Origin of the sequence: Halorussus salinus (assembly GCF_004765815.2) — an archaeon.
Lineage (GTDB): Archaea > Halobacteriota > Halobacteria > Halobacteriales > Haladaptataceae > Halorussus > Halorussus salinus.
The window spans coordinates 98,050-111,537 of the sequence record NZ_ML974127.1 but is presented as its reverse complement, the minus strand read 5'-3'; the positions used below and the strand labels follow the sequence as shown (position 1 = coordinate 111,537).

The window sequence follows — 13,488 nt, the reverse complement described above, 5'->3', positions numbered from 1 at the left end:
ACGTTCGGAGATTGCACGGAAGGGGTAAATAAGCCGTGGCACGCGGACGACGGTGGTTCGATGGCGCTCGTGGAGCCCCGGAATCGTGAGACGGCGAGGGGACGGGAATCGCGCATCTTCGACGACCACGATAATCGTGCATCTTCACCGACCACAATAATCGTGCATCCTCACAGACACGGGATGCACGCGAGGAGGTATGGGGGCGCAGTCGCGGCGCTGTGCGGTCGTGGTGCTGTGGCGGTCTGATTTACTCAAGCCTGAGGCTATCGCCCTCTCTCTCCGTCTACGCGAATCGTTACGCGAGATTCGAGTCGGCTACTTCGTCGGCGGAAACACTCGAATTCCGACTCCACGGAACCACACGGTTAAATCCCGCCACACGCAAGGGTCGGTATGTTCGAGAGTCGCCCGGACCGAGGAGCCGAGGTCATCTTCGTCGGCCGGTCGAACGTCGGCAAGTCCACGCTGATGCGCGAGATAACCGGTCACACGTTCGACACGGGAAGCAAGCCCGGCGTCACGCGCTCGCCGAACCACTACGACTGGGCCAGCGAGGACTTCGTGCTGACCGACCTGCCGGGCTTCGGGTTCATGTCCGGCGTTCCCGAGGAGCAACGCGAGCAGATAAAGACCAACATCGTCCGGTACATCGAGGACAACGCCGACGACATCCTCGTGGGCGTCCTCGTGGTGGACGGCAAGAGCGCGGTGGACATCATCGACCGCCACTCCGGCGAGGACGAGGTGCCCTACGACGTGGAGATGTTCTACTTCCTCCGGGACGTTGGCATCCCGACCGTCGTCGCGGTCAACAAGATGGACAAGGTAGACGACGAGGACGAGCGACTGGACGAGTTGTGCGACCGGTTGGGCTTGCATCCCCCGTGGAAGCAGTGGCAGGAGACCATCGCGCCGATTAGCGCGAAACGCGGGAACGTCGAGGCGCTGAACGAGGCGGTCAAGGACCACCTCCACGAGGCCAAGCGCGACGACCTGCTGAAGTTCTTCTCCTAGGCTTTCGAGTTCGGATTCTGTGGGTCGTTTTCCGTTCGGATTTCGGTTGGTCTGTGGTGTCTGGTTTGTCGGAAGTAGCTACTGCTGACGACAGCGTGACCGCAACCGCACTCGACCATAGCGTGACCGCGACCGCACTCGACCATAGCGTGACCGCAACCACGACAGCAACACAGTCTATCGCCGACTCCAAGGAGTCACCGCACCCGCGCCGCGACCGCACGGCACCGCACCGCGACCGCACGGCACCGCGCCGCGACCGCACCTCGTCCTCCCCAACCGCCTGCGGTCCTCGGCCCTCGCGCACCGATGGCGGACCCACGAGGAGTCCGCCAGTGCGCGCCGGGGGGAGACCACGCCAGCGCGCGCCGAGTCGGAGAAGAGTCCTTCGTCGGCGGGGCGGGAGCGAAATCGGGGGAGAAGCGGCTCGGCGCTCGTGGTCGGGTCGGGAAAAAGCGCCCGAGGAGAAGTTAGACGTTCTCGAAGTCGCTGTTCACGTTGCCGTCGCGGTCCAAGTCGATGATGGCGTCGAACAGGCCCATGAACTTCTCGACGTGTTCCTCGTCGTGGACGCCCTTCGAGAGGTGAAAGAGGCCGACGGCGTCGTGTTCGCGCAGGAGGCCCAAGATTTGTCGAATCACGTCCCGGACCCGCGACTCGTCGGCGTAGTAGGCCATCTCGGTGATGGAGTCGAGGCTGATGCGGCGCTTGCCGTCGGTCGATTCGAGGAACTCGCGGGTGATGTCGAGGACGCCGTCCAAGTCGTCGGGCGAGGAGACGTAGTGGACGTTCTCCGTACTGCGGCGGGAGTAGCCACGTTCGATGCTCAGGGTGTCCAGAATCTCGGCTTTGCTCTCGTCTACGTCGTAGTGGTCGAGTTTCTGCTTGACCTCGCGGGCGGTCGTTCGCGTCGAGATGACCAGAAAGTGGTCGGTGTCGGTCTTCAGGAAGTCGGTGTCGATGCGGTCGGTTTCACCAGTACTCGGATGCAGGAGGAGGACGCCAGTGCCACCGGGTATCGTCTCGGGCGTGTTTTCGATGGCGAGTTGATAATCCATATCCACGGATAATACGTGCAGGCGACTTAAGAATGCGGGTCCGTCGTCCGGGAAGCGGTCACCGACCGCGGAGCCGACCCCGATTTCGGAGTCGGTTCGCGGGCGTCCTCAGAACACGCTGTCGGCGGTGGCCGCGCCGACGACGCTGAAGATGGCCCCGACCGAGATGGCCTTCAGCGTGACCACGAGGCGGTTCATCGAGACCTCGCCCGCCGGAGAGAGGCCGCCGAGGAACGTCTCGGGGGCCGCGAAGACGAACGCGAGGATGGCGACCGACCCGAACGAGACGAGCATGAGCGAGATGAACCGCGCGGGGACGCCCGCGACCTCGGACTCGCGGTCGGGGTCGCGGTCGTCGTCTGCCTTGTAGAGCGCACCGTAGCCGATGAGGAAGACGATGACGACCGCGAGCGCCCCTTGGAGGTTCGACATGTTCGCGGCGAGTTCCCACACCTCCGCGGTGACGACGAACGGCCCCGCCAGCAGGAACCCGCCGACGATCTGCTGGGCGGAGTCGGCCAGCGCGTACCGCTTCTTTCGTCCGACCATACGCGACGTGACACACCGCGAAGGGAAAAGCCCCGCGCCCTCCTCGCCGTTCCGGCGGGGCCGCGGCCGCGGCGAGCGGTCCCGGTACCGCCTCGTTCCGAATCCGTTTTGTCGCTCCCGCGTCTCCCGTCTCGCATGAGCGTCCGCGAGGAGTTCGACGATTGGGCGGCCGACGGCCGCGACAAGGGAATGGAGGACCGCCACTGGAACACCGCCAAGAACGTGCTGGCGCGGATGCCCGTCGAGGAGGGCGACACCGTGCTGGACCTCGGAACCGGGAGCGGGTACGCCGTCCGCGCGCTCCGGGACACCAAGGGCGCGGGTCGGGCCTACGGACTCGACGGCTCGCCGGAGATGGCGCGTAACGCGACCGGCTACACCGACGACCCGCAGGTGGGCTTTCTCGTCGGCGACTTCGACGACCTGCCGTTCGCCGACGACAGCGTGGACCACGTGTTCACGATGGAAGCGTTCTACTACGCCAACGACCCCCACCAAGCCCTCCGGGAAATCGCGCGGGTCCTCCGGCCCGGCGGGACCTTCTTCTGCGCGGTCAACTACTACGAGGAGAACGTCCACTCCCACGCGTGGCAGGACAACATCGAAGTCGAGATGACCCGCTGGTCCGCTCGGGAGTACCGCGAGGCGTTCCGCGACGCGGGCCTCCACGTCGCCGAGCAGGACAACGTGCCCGACCGCGAGACCGAGATTCCCGACGACAGCGAGTTCCCGACAGAGAACTGGGACACGCGCGAGGCGATGGTCGAACGCTACCGGGAGTTCGGGACGCTGTTGACGGTCGGCGTCGCTCCCTGACCTAGGGTTTCGTACTTCCGGGAATCGTCCGGTCACTCGCCGTTCTCGTCCACGAGCCGGTACCCCTCGTCGGTCTCCACGAGCGTTCCGTCCGCGACGAGTTCCGCGAGCGCGTCCTCCACGTCGCGGGGTTCGACGCCCGCGTTCCCGCTGAAGACGGCCTTGACGGTCGCTTCGCTCACGCCCTCCGCGCCGGTCTCGGCGCGCTGGTCGGCGACGACGGTTCGGATGCGCTGTTTGAGATTTCCGGCCATGGCTCCCCCATAGAGACTTCGACGTAGAGCCGTATCAGTGCTGTCGCTGGTCGAGGCGGTATCGGTGTCGTCGCCAATCGAAGCAGTGTCGGTGTCGTCGCCAATCGAAGCCGTATCGGTGCCGTCGCCGGTCGAAGCCGTATCGGTGTCGTCGCCAATCGAAGCGGTGCCGGTGCTGTCGCGGTCGAATCCGCCAGCTATCACCGGTCGAACTGCTCGCCAGCGCGAACCTCCGCGTCGAGCCAGTTCTCCTCGGGCGGGAGCGGGCACGCGAACGTCTCGCTGTACGCGCAGAACGGCGAGTACGCGAGGTTGAAATCCAGCACCATCTCCGCGCCGTCGGCCAACTCCTCGGTCTCGAACTCCATGTATCGGCCGTCGCGGTACGTCTGCTGACCGGTCGTCTTGTCGCGGAACAGGACGAACAGGCCGTCGTCGTCCTCTTGCTGGCGGTAGCCCGCGAGTTCGTACGACTCCGCGTCGTCGCCCTCGCCCAACTCGAAACGGAGCGTGGCGACCCGGAGATACCGCTGTGGCGGTCCGTCGCTGACCTCCATCTCCACCGGCTCGGGCTGGTCGTGGACCTCGACGGTCGCGGTGACGCGGTAGTCGGCGTCCGGGTCGAAGTAGTCGAGCGATTCGAAGTCGTCGCGCTCCTTGGGCGGAATCGGCGACTGAGGGTGGTCGGCGAAGAAATCGTCCTTCTCGGCGCGGTGGGCGCTGAGTTGCTCGCGCCACTCCTCGGCGTCGAAATCGGTTTCCGGGGTCTCCTCGGTCATGGCCGGTCGTAGTCGTTCGCGCCGGGTAACCCTTCTCATCGTTGTCGGTGGTCTAGCCAGTATAGACAATTATATAGATTTCTTAAGTATATCTATAAGTATCTAAAACACGCCTATATACGTTCTCGTCCCGACCTACCGAGAACGCGGGCCTTTTCCCCTCGCTCGCCCTACCGGGCGGCATGAGCAAACGCGAGGAGTTCCTCAGCGGCGAGCGGCCCGAGGACGTGGCGCTGTACCTCTCGGAGTCGTTCGTGGACGGCGAAGGCGACGGACTGGCGAAACACGGCGAATCGGTCGAGAACGGCGTCATCCTCGTCGTCGAGGGCGACCAAGGCCGGAGCGTGTTCAAGACCGCGACGGGCATGGACGCGATGGGCTTCGCCAAGCAGGCGATGGGCACCGACGGCGGGATTGCGCGGGACCTCTCGGGCGGGGACTGCCCCGAGTGCGACGGCGAGGCGGAGTTCGTCTTCGCGTTCGCCGAGGAGCAAAACGACGAGGTCGGCGACCTCTACGCCGAGGGCGACGTAATCCACGCCTACGGCTACTGCGAGTGCGGGACCGCGTACTCCGAGAAGTGGGTCACGGACGGCGAGACGTAGGCGGTTTTGGCGTCGTGTAGGTAGTTAGCGGTCGGAGCTGTCGCTGTCGTTTTCCCGAGTCGGAGTCGAGGTTGTAGAAAGCCCCCGCCCGCTCGCGGTCGCTCTGCGGGATATCCTCCGCTCACTTCGTTCGCTCCGGATAGTAGCCCGCAGAGACGACCACGCGAACGCGAGCGGGCGGCCCCTTTCAGTCCACCCAAACTGCGGTTCGTGTCACCGAGCGCATCCCGTCATCTGTCTCACCGAGCGTCCGCTACTTCTTGTGCCACCAGATACCACATCCGTCGTCGCACTATCGCCCGACAACCGAGGATTCTTCCGCGCTGGTCCCCCACGGAAAGGCATGAAAGACTGGGTCATCGACGACGACAATCTCTCTCTCGAACGCAAGTCAATCCTGCCCGGCGAGGGCTTTTTCGTCCCGGATTCCTTCGAGGAGGCCAAAGAGGAGGCCGAGGCCGAGGCCGCGCTGACCGGCGCGGAGGTCGCGGTCGTGGCCGACCCCGACGCCGACGGACTGGCCTGCACCGCACTAGTCCGGGAGGTCTACGGGGACGCGGCGCTCATCGACGCCGGGCCGCACGACCTCGAAGACGCCCTCGAACGCGTCGCCGACTACAGCGAACCGGGCGCGCAGATTTTCGTCTGCGACCTCTGTCCCGACAGCTACGACGAGGTCGGCCGGTCGCTGGAGGCGCTGGTCGAGCAGGCTGGCGAGGTCCGGTGGTTCGACCACCACCAGTGGACCGACACCGTGGCCGAGGCGGTCCGGGACGCCGGCATCGAGTTGGTCGTCGGCGACAGCGACGAGGAGTGTACCGCCGACGTGGCGCTCCGGTCGCTGGACTACGACTTCCCGGACTACCTCGCGGAACTCGCGGCGGTCACGCGCGACCACGACCTCTGGATTCGCGACGACGAGCGAAGCGACGACCTCGCGGACTACTCCTACTGGGCCGACCCCGAGGAGTACATCGAAACGGTCGCCGAACACGGCGCGGACCTCCCCGAGGACGTGCGGGAGTTCCTCGCGGAGATGCGCGTCGAGAAGGACGCCCTCATCGAGAAGGCGGTCGCCCGCGCCGACATCGAGGAGATCGGCCCGTGGACCGTCGGCGTGACCTACGGCCGGTGTTCCCAGAACGAGGTCGCCGAGGAGCTACGCCAGCAGGGCACCGACGCCGCCGTCATCGTCAAGCCCTCCGGGAGCGCGTCGATTCGCGGCACCGACGAGTTCGAGCGATGTCACGAGGTCGCCCGGCAGGTCAACGGCGGCGGCCACCCGAAGGCCGCGGGCTGTAAGCCCCGCATCTACGACGACATGCTCGACTACGCCCACCACTGGACGACCCGCGGCGCGACCGCCAAGCAAGTCATCGTCGAGGCGTTCTGGCACGTCTCGCGGGACGTGGAGGCCGAGACCGCGGCGGCCGACGAGGAACTGGACGAGGGCGAAATAGAAGAAGCCGAGAGCGACGAGAGCAACTGACTATTCGTCGTCGGACTCTCGCTGGCGCTCGTACCGCGCGGAGGTGATGCCGAGTTTGGCGAAGAACTTCCGGGCGAGTGGCGTCCCCTTCTGAATTCGGGCCGGTTCAAGTTCTCGTCCGGTTTTCCGTGACTTACCCATAGTCGATTGTTAGTCGGCCTTACCTATCAAAGTTCGGACGACGAAGAGAGACGAGAGTGTGGCGACGAAGGTAATCGATGGTCGAATCCCGTACGTACGGTTCATGACGACCATGCTCGCCGCGATAAGCAACGCGACGATACCGAACGAAAGACAGAACTGGACGATTTGGAGGTATCTCGCACTCTTCGATAGCTCTCCGGCAATTTCGTTCGACCATTCGCCGTACTCGTCCAGTACGTTGACCAGCCACTCGTCGTGGCTGTACCCGCCGGAAATCACGTCGTTTCGGTGTAGCTGTCCGATACCTGTCGGATACTGTGTCGCGGAGTACGCTCCGAGTCCGTAGACGATAGAAGTCGTGAGTGTTCCGACACCGAGCGTGCCGACGACCGCCGGAAGCACCGTCGTCGCTCCGACGACACTCGGGTCGCTGATACCCACTGCGGAAATCACCAACCCGGCCAGAATCACCGCAGTCCTGACGCTCCGCATCGCCTTGTCGTCTATCTCCTCCATCGTCTCGACCTTCTTGTCGTACTCGCGGCGGGACTCCTCGACGGCGTTGGCCAGCGCCTCGGTCGCCGAGGTCTCGGCCGGGAGCGCGTCCGACGTATCTGACCGACTGCTCATGGCCCCGGCGTTCCGCGCCATCGCATTTGAACGTCGGGGAACCAAGACCCGCCGTCGCTCGACGCGAGTGACCCGTCGTCGCTCGACGCGAGTGACCTATCGCCGCTCGGCGCGAACGAACCGCTTAACCCGAGACCGCTCGACTTCGGAGGTATGACTCTCCCCATCGACGCGGAGAAGCCACTTGTCGGCATGGTTCACCTCCCACCGCTTCCGGGCGCGCCAAAGTTCTCGGGCGACTTCCAGCAGGTCCGCGAGACCGCACTGCGCGACGCTCGGCGACTCGAAGCGGGCGGCGTGGACGCGCTGATGCTCGAAAACTTCGGCGACGCGCCGTTCTACCCCGACGACGTGCCCAAACACGTCGTCGCTTCGATGACCCGCGTCGCCGCGGACGTTCGGGACGAAGTGGACCTCCCGATTGGAATCAACGTCCTGCGCAACGACGCCACGGCCGCGCTCTCAGTCGCCGCCGCGGTCGAGGCCGCGCTCGTCCGCGTGAACGTCCACGTCGGGTCGCGCGTGACCGACCAAGGCATCGTGGAGGGGCAGGCCCACGAGACGGTCCGCCTGCGCGACCGCCTCGACTCGGAGGTGGCCCTCCTCGCGGATTTGGACGTGAAACACTCCGCGCCGCTCGCCGAGCGACCCATCGACGCCGAGGCGGTCGCCGAACCCGTCCAGCGCGGCCTCGCGGCGGGCGTCGTCGTCTCGGGCGCTGGCACGGGCCACGAGGTCGGCGGCGACCACCTCCGAGCGGTCGCGGCGGCCCGCGACGAGGCAGGACTCGACGCGCCCGTGTTCGTCGGAAGCGGCGTGACCGCCGAGAACGCGGGCGACATTCTCTCGGTCGCGGACGGAGCCATCGTCGGCACCGCGCTGAAGGAGGGCGGCGAGACGACGAATCCCGTCTCGGTCGAGCGCGTCGAGGAGGTCGTCGCGGCCGTCGAAAGCGTCCGCTAACGCGCGTCCAAGAAACGCTCTACTTCTTCCGCGGTCGGCAAGCCGCCTCTCGCGGTCTCGGCGGTACAGTTGAGCGCCGCGGTCGCCGCGGCGAAGCGCCCGGCCTCTCGGGGCGGTCGATTTCCGAGGAGCCACGCGTGAACCAGCCCCGCGGTGAAGGCGTCGCCCGCGCCGGTCGTGTCGGCCGTCTCGACCGCGAACGCGGGGAGTTCGAGGATAGCGTCCTCCTCGGTCAGCAGGAGCGCGCCGTCGGTCCCGCGGGTGACTGCGGCCCGGCGGACTCCTCGGTCGCGCAGGCTCTCGATTGCGCCGCGGGGCTCCTCGCCGAGATACGACCGAGCGGAGACTTCGTTGGCGAGGAAGCAGTCGCAGACCGGCAGAAGCGCGTCGAGCGTCTCCGGGCGCGTGGCGCGATTTTCGAGTTCCGAGAGGGGACCCGCGAGGTCGAAGACCAGCGGCGGGAAGTCGGCGGTTTCCCTTTTCGCGCTCACGAGGTCCGAGACCACCGGGTCGGGCGCGTACGCGCTGGTGAACGCGAGGTCGGCCTCCCGGACGTACTCGCGGTCCGCGGAGTCGAGTCGGAGGTTCGGCACGGCCTCGCCGCCGTTGACTATCATGCGCTCGCCGTCGGGGTCGCGCAAAATCAGCGAGTAGGTGGTGCGCTCGTCGGCGTCGCCGCGGCGGACTCGGCGGGCGTCGATGCCCCGCTCGCGGAGGTCCGACAGGACGCGGTCGGCGGCCTCGTCGTCGCCGAGTCGGGAGACGACGCCCGCCTCGCGGCCCAGTCTGGCGAGTCCGGCCGCGACGTTCGCGGCCACGCCGCCCGCCGCGGTCTCCTCGTCGCGGACGAAGGCTCCGCCGTCGGGTTCCGGCAGGTTGGTCAGGCCGTAGATGCGGTCTTCGACCGCGCTCCCGACCGCCACCGCGTCCAGAGAGAGGCTTTCAGCCGCGCCCTCGCTGTCGAGGTCGGGGCGGTCGTCGCCCGCCGCGCCCTCGCTGTCGAAATCGCTCATCGCCGTGACCGAGGCACTACCGGGTGAAACCGCTTACGACGCGGGCGGGCCACCTCACCCACTACGGGCTACGGTTTCCGGAACTCGTAGGACACGTCGCCGCCCTCGACGCGGATGGCCTCGGTGTCGTGGTCGAAGTAGAGCGCATCGACGCCGCCGTCCTCGAAGTCGTGGAGGGGCATCCCGGCCGCGACGCGACCGTCCTTGGTGACGAAGAAGGTCGCGCTCCCGACGGTCACCTCGATGCCCTCGTCGCTCTCGTCTACCGCGCCGTCGGCGGCGAACTCCCGGAGGTGGTCGGCGACGGCGGTCCAGTCCTCGATTGGCACGCGCTCGTAGTCGTCCATGCCGGTCCTGCGAGCGTGAGCGAAAAAACGGCTTGGGCTAGAACGGGGTACGGGCCAGCGACCGCGAGGAGACCGTTCGACGCTCGCCACCCGCGGTCGCTCGCGGACGCTACTCGTCGCTTTCGAGTTGCCGAACAGTCAGTACCGGCACGGGACACGACCGGACGACGCGCTCGGCCACGCTCCCGATGAGAAAGCGGTTCTCGCCGTGGCGGCCCCGCGTCCCGGTCGCCACCATATCGGCGTCCTCCTCGCGGGCGTACTCGGTTATCTCGGCGGCCGGGCGACCCTCGCGGACCGCGGTCGTCACGTCTCGGTCGGCGTGGTCGCGCACGGCGTCGAGGGCGTCGGCCCCTTGGGATTCGAGCGCGTCTCGGAGTTCGTCGCGTAACTCCTCGGGCGAGGAGTCTACCTCTCCCTCGTCTACGACGTAGAGGGCGTGGACCGCGGCGTCGAACCGCTCGGCGAGGTCGAGGGCGACCCGGACCGCGCGGGTGACGCTCTCGGACCCGTCCGTGGCGATGACGACGGTGTCTATCATGGCGGGACCTACTGTCGGACGCCTCTTAAACTTCGGTGGGTTCGCGCTTCGAGGAAGTCGCGTTTCGGACGTTGAGACTATTCAACTGGAAGAGAGCCGATTGAACGACCGGACGACCGACGACGGCCGTGAGCGCGGCCGAGTATAGTGACCTAGCTTCAGGCTTGAACACAGGAGTCACCGCGACCGCACAGCACTGCAACAGCACAGCACTGCACCACAGACGCCACCGCGCCGCACCGCGACAGCAGGCCACACGCCTCCCCAACCGATTGCGTTGCTCGACCAAAGGCCTGCGCTACTCATCCCTCGCGCGAGATGGCGCGGCGCGTGAACGCGCCGCGCCCGCACGCGCCGGTCTGTATGGATGAAGACGTAAGTCTATATGGATGAAGACGTAACGAAGTTCGCGCGCGCCGGAAGGAAGCATCAGGCTGGCTTCCGTGGCCATTTTTGCGAATCGGAGCGAGCCGTTATTTCCGAGGCCCCTACGGCGATTCGGCCGCGTTTCGTCGGCCGAGTCCGGTAGAAAAGTGGAAAGGTATTTGCCCGCGGACGCACCACGTTCGCGTAATTGTGAGTGACTTACTGTCAATCTCGAATCTGCGGACGCAGTTCAACACCGAACGCGGTGTGGTCGAGGCGGTAGACGACTTCGACCTCACGATTCGGGAGGGTGAGACCGTCGGTCTCGTCGGCGAGTCCGGGTCGGGCAAGAGCGTCAGCGCGCTCTCGCTGATGCAGTTGGTGGACAACCCCGGCGAAATCGCGGACGGCGAGGCCGCCTTCCACCACGAGGAGCTAGCCGCCGACTTCGCCGAGCGATACCCCTCGGGAGTCGGGGACTTCGTGTTCCCCGACGAGGGGTACATAGACCTCCTCTCGACGCCCGAGGACCCGATGCGCGAGATTCGGGGCGGCGAGGTGAGCATGATCTTCCAAGACCCGATGACCTCGCTCAACCCCGCGCTGACCGTGGGCGAACAGGTCGCCGAGAGCCTGCGACTCCACCAGTACGGTGGCCGTCGGAAGGACTCGTGGTGGAACGCGGTCCGGGAGATAGCGCCGAGTCTCGGCGGGAAAGAGATTGACGAGGAGATACTCGAAGACACTATCGACATGCTCGAAGAGGTCGGCATCCCCGAACCCACCGAGCGCGTCGAGGAGTACCCCCACGAGTTTTCGGGCGGGATGCGCCAGCGGGTTCTCATCGCCATCGCGCTGGCCTGCCAGCCGAAACTGCTGGTGGCCGACGAGCCGACCACCGCGCTCGACGTGACGATTCAGGCCCAGATTCTCGACCTCATCAACGACTTGCAGGACGAGCTCGGCATGTCCGTGTTCTTCATCACCCACGACCTCGGCGTCGTCGCCGAGACCTGCGACCGCGTGGCCGTGATGTACGCCGGGGACATCGTGGAGGTCGGTCCCGTGGACGAGATATTCCACAACCCGAGCCACCCCTACACCTACGCCCTGCTCGAATCTATCCCGCAGGAGGACAAGGAGCGCCTGACGCCAATCGAGGGCAACGTCCCGGACCTCATCGACATGCCCCAAGGCTGTCACTTCGCGCCGCGGTGTCCGTGGGCCCAACCGGAGTGTACCGAGGGCGAGATTCCGAACCTCCAGCACGGGCCGGAGAACGTGGACCACCGCGCGAAGTGCGTCCTCGAAGACTTCGACGAGAGCCAGTACGGCGAGGAGTTCGAGACGATGACGACCCGCGACCACGAGGTGGGCGAGCAACTCCTCGAAGTCGAGGGGATGAAAAAGCACTTCTCGCGGGCCGACGGCCTGCTGGACGAGTGGCTCGCCGACGAGGTGGAGAGCGTCAAAGCCGTCGACGGCGTGAACTTCGACATCTACGAGGGTGAGACGGTCGGACTCGTCGGCGAGTCGGGGTGTGGCAAGTCCACCGCGGGTCGGACCCTGCTCCACCTCGAAGAGCCGACCGACGGCCGCATCGTGTTCCAAGGCACCGACCTCTCGGACCTCGACCGCGAGGAGTTGCGCGACAAGCGCAAGGACATGCAGATGATCTTCCAAGACCCGCTGTCCAGCCTCGACCCGCGGATGACGGTGGGTCAGATCATCGCCGAACCCCTCAAAATTCACGGCCTTCCCGAGGAGGCTCCCGAGGGGGACACGTCCAAGAAACAACAGCGCCGGAACCGCGTCGCGGAACTGATGGAGGCGGTCGGTCTCGAAGAGGGCCAGTACGACCGCTACCCCCACGAGATTTCGGGCGGCCAGCGCCAGCGCGTGGGCATCGCTCGCGCCCTCGCCGTGGACCCGGACTTCATCGTCGCCGACGAACCAGTGTCGGCGCTCGACGTGTCCGTGCAGGCCCAGATTCTGAACCTGCTCGAAGACCTCCAAGACGAGTTCGGACTGACCTACCTGTTCATCGCCCACGACCTGAGCGTGGTCCGCCACATCTGCGACCGCATCGCGGTGATGTATCTGGGCGAAATCGTGGAGGTCGCCGACACCGACGAACTGTTCGCCGACCCGAAACACCCCTACACGCAGGCGCTCCTCTCGGCGATTCCGGAACCCGACCCGCGTACCGACACCGCGGATAGGGTCATCCTCGAAGGCGACGTGCCCTCGCCCATCGACCCGCCGTCGGGGTGTCACTTCCGGACGCGGTGTCCCCAGATTATCCCGCCGGACGACCTCGACGTGGAACAGGACGCCTACCGCCAAATCATGAACTACCGCGAACGCGTCGAGGAGCGCGCCATCGACCTCGACGCGGTGTGGGACGAGGCCGCGGACGGCGACGCCGCCCGGACCGAGACGGCGACCGCGGCCGACGGCGGGCGACCGGACGCCTCGCCCGCCGCGTTCAAGACGGTCCTCTGGGACCGCCTGTTCGACGCGGAACCCGACGGTCGGCCCCGCGAACTCGTCGCCGAGTCGTTCGACCACCTCGCGTCGGGCGACTGGGAATCCGCCGAGTCGCTACTGGCCGACCACTTCGAGAGCGTCTGTGAGCGCGAGGACCCGGTGCTACAGGACGAGGCCCACCCGTCGGCCTGCCACCTCTACGACCAACCGCAGTAGCCTCTTCTTTTTCCGCTCCGGCGACGGTCCGTCGCGCTCCTCGGGCGGGGAACCGCGAGGGAGCCTCGCCGGAGAGCGTCGCGGTCTCCTCGGGCGAGAGCGTCGCAGTCGTCCGCTACCGCCCGTTCGTGACAGCGGACGGAACTGGTTGCACACCGGTAGGAGTTTTGAACTAATCCGACTGTGGTTCAATGTGGTCCCGTATTCTTAT

15 protein-coding genes are annotated in these 13,488 nt (G+C 66.3%); 6 read left to right on the top strand and 9 right to left on the bottom strand.

The features are described from left to right. Positions 1–396 precede the first annotated feature (396 nt). Complete coding sequence (engB, locus tag EPL00_RS00570) at positions 397–1,017, top strand: GTP-binding protein EngB (protein WP_135852331.1); 621 nt, start codon at positions 397–399, stop codon at positions 1,015–1,017. A gap of 470 nt (positions 1,018–1,487) precedes the next feature. Here the strand turns inward: engB and EPL00_RS00565 are convergent, their stop codons facing one another. Together EPL00_RS00565 and EPL00_RS00560 are read right to left on the bottom strand one after the other, a co-directional pair. Continuing rightward, a complete protein-coding gene (locus EPL00_RS00565) occupies positions 1,488–2,075 on the bottom strand; it encodes a DUF7090 family protein (protein ID WP_135852332.1) in 588 nt (195 codons plus the stop codon). 108 nt (positions 2,076–2,183) lie between these two features. Further along, complete coding sequence (locus tag EPL00_RS00560; RefSeq protein ID WP_135852333.1) at positions 2,184–2,624, bottom strand: DUF2391 domain-containing protein; 441 nt, start codon at positions 2,622–2,624, stop codon at positions 2,184–2,186. Between the two features lie 135 nt (positions 2,625–2,759). On the opposite strand from EPL00_RS00560, the gene EPL00_RS00555 reads away from it, so the two are divergent. Next, complete coding sequence (locus tag EPL00_RS00555; RefSeq protein ID WP_135852334.1) at positions 2,760–3,440, top strand: class I SAM-dependent methyltransferase; 681 nt, start codon at positions 2,760–2,762, stop codon at positions 3,438–3,440. Positions 3,441–3,472: 32 nt separating this feature from the next. On the opposite strand, the gene EPL00_RS00550 is transcribed toward EPL00_RS00555, so the two are convergent. Further along, positions 3,473–3,898, bottom strand: coding sequence for a hypothetical protein (locus EPL00_RS00550; protein WP_135852335.1), 426 nt, complete (start codon positions 3,896–3,898; stop codon positions 3,473–3,475). Next, positions 3,895–4,473 (bottom strand): DUF1684 domain-containing protein, encoded by a 579-nt coding sequence (locus EPL00_RS00545; protein WP_135852336.1) that lies wholly within the window; start codon positions 4,471–4,473, stop codon positions 3,895–3,897. The genes EPL00_RS00550 and EPL00_RS00545 overlap by 4 nt, the downstream gene beginning before the upstream one ends. A 182-nt stretch (positions 4,474–4,655) precedes the next feature. Between EPL00_RS00545 and EPL00_RS00540 the strand changes: the two genes are divergently transcribed. After that, a complete protein-coding gene (locus EPL00_RS00540; RefSeq protein ID WP_135852337.1) occupies positions 4,656–5,078 on the top strand; it encodes a DUF5807 family protein in 423 nt (140 codons plus the stop codon). 343 nt (positions 5,079–5,421) lie between these two features. Further along, a complete protein-coding gene (locus EPL00_RS00535) occupies positions 5,422–6,567 on the top strand; it encodes a DHH family phosphoesterase (protein ID WP_135852338.1) in 1,146 nt (381 codons plus the stop codon). Here EPL00_RS00535 and EPL00_RS00530 read toward each other — a convergent pair whose 3' ends face one another. Together EPL00_RS00530 and EPL00_RS00525 are read right to left on the bottom strand one after the other, a co-directional pair. Then, complete coding sequence (locus EPL00_RS00530) at positions 6,568–6,708, bottom strand: hypothetical protein (protein WP_162224119.1); 141 nt, start codon at positions 6,706–6,708, stop codon at positions 6,568–6,570. It lies immediately after the preceding gene. A 9-nt stretch (positions 6,709–6,717) separates the two neighbouring features. After that, a complete protein-coding gene (locus EPL00_RS00525; protein ID WP_135852339.1) occupies positions 6,718–7,341 on the bottom strand; it encodes a hypothetical protein in 624 nt (207 codons plus the stop codon). 153 nt (positions 7,342–7,494) lie between these two features. On the opposite strand from EPL00_RS00525, the gene EPL00_RS00520 reads away from it, so the two are divergent. Continuing rightward, on the top strand, positions 7,495–8,304 hold the full coding sequence (locus EPL00_RS00520) for a BtpA/SgcQ family protein (protein ID WP_135852340.1): 810 nt from the start codon (positions 7,495–7,497) through the stop codon (positions 8,302–8,304). On the opposite strand, the gene EPL00_RS00515 is transcribed toward EPL00_RS00520, so the two are convergent. The 3 genes from EPL00_RS00515 to EPL00_RS00505 form a co-directional block, all read right to left on the bottom strand. Next, entirely contained in the window at positions 8,301–9,317 is a 1,017-nt protein-coding gene (locus EPL00_RS00515; protein WP_135852341.1) for a carbohydrate kinase family protein, read from the bottom strand. The two genes, EPL00_RS00520 and EPL00_RS00515, sit on opposite strands and share 4 nt — an antisense overlap. A gap of 68 nt (positions 9,318–9,385) precedes the next feature. After that, positions 9,386–9,664 (bottom strand): hypothetical protein, encoded by a 279-nt coding sequence (locus EPL00_RS00510; protein WP_135852342.1) that lies wholly within the window; start codon positions 9,662–9,664, stop codon positions 9,386–9,388. Between the two features lie 109 nt (positions 9,665–9,773). Next, positions 9,774–10,205 (bottom strand): universal stress protein, encoded by a 432-nt coding sequence (locus tag EPL00_RS00505; RefSeq protein WP_135852343.1) that lies wholly within the window; start codon positions 10,203–10,205, stop codon positions 9,774–9,776. A gap of 576 nt (positions 10,206–10,781) precedes the next feature. Here EPL00_RS00505 and EPL00_RS00500 point away from each other — a divergent pair. Next, on the top strand, positions 10,782–13,277 hold the full coding sequence (locus EPL00_RS00500) for an ABC transporter ATP-binding protein (RefSeq protein ID WP_135852344.1): 2,496 nt from the start codon (positions 10,782–10,784) through the stop codon (positions 13,275–13,277). Positions 13,278–13,488 lie beyond the last annotated feature (211 nt).

Excerpts from the sequence above, each read along its gene's own strand:
- engB (WP_135852331.1), top strand. The coding sequence starts at position 397 with ATGTTCGAGAGTCGCCCGGACCGAGGAGCCGAGGTCATCTTCGTCGGC.
- EPL00_RS00565 (WP_135852332.1), bottom strand. The coding sequence starts at position 2,075 with ATGGATTATCAACTCGCCATCGAAAACACGCCCGAGACGATACCCGGT.
- EPL00_RS00560 (WP_135852333.1), bottom strand. The coding sequence starts at position 2,624 with ATGGTCGGACGAAAGAAGCGGTACGCGCTGGCCGACTCCGCCCAGCAG.
- EPL00_RS00555 (WP_135852334.1), top strand. The coding sequence starts at position 2,760 with ATGAGCGTCCGCGAGGAGTTCGACGATTGGGCGGCCGACGGCCGCGAC.
- EPL00_RS00545 (WP_135852336.1), bottom strand. The coding sequence starts at position 4,473 with ATGACCGAGGAGACCCCGGAAACCGATTTCGACGCCGAGGAGTGGCGC.
- EPL00_RS00540 (WP_135852337.1), top strand. The coding sequence starts at position 4,656 with ATGAGCAAACGCGAGGAGTTCCTCAGCGGCGAGCGGCCCGAGGACGTG.
- EPL00_RS00535 (WP_135852338.1), top strand. The coding sequence starts at position 5,422 with ATGAAAGACTGGGTCATCGACGACGACAATCTCTCTCTCGAACGCAAG.
- EPL00_RS00530 (WP_162224119.1), bottom strand. The coding sequence starts at position 6,708 with ATGGGTAAGTCACGGAAAACCGGACGAGAACTTGAACCGGCCCGAATT.
- EPL00_RS00525 (WP_135852339.1), bottom strand. The coding sequence starts at position 7,341 with ATGAGCAGTCGGTCAGATACGTCGGACGCGCTCCCGGCCGAGACCTCG.
- EPL00_RS00520 (WP_135852340.1), top strand. The coding sequence starts at position 7,495 with ATGACTCTCCCCATCGACGCGGAGAAGCCACTTGTCGGCATGGTTCAC.
- EPL00_RS00515 (WP_135852341.1), bottom strand. The coding sequence starts at position 9,317 with ATGAGCGATTTCGACAGCGAGGGCGCGGCGGGCGACGACCGCCCCGAC.
- EPL00_RS00510 (WP_135852342.1), bottom strand. The coding sequence starts at position 9,664 with ATGGACGACTACGAGCGCGTGCCAATCGAGGACTGGACCGCCGTCGCC.
- EPL00_RS00505 (WP_135852343.1), bottom strand. The coding sequence starts at position 10,205 with ATGATAGACACCGTCGTCATCGCCACGGACGGGTCCGAGAGCGTCACC.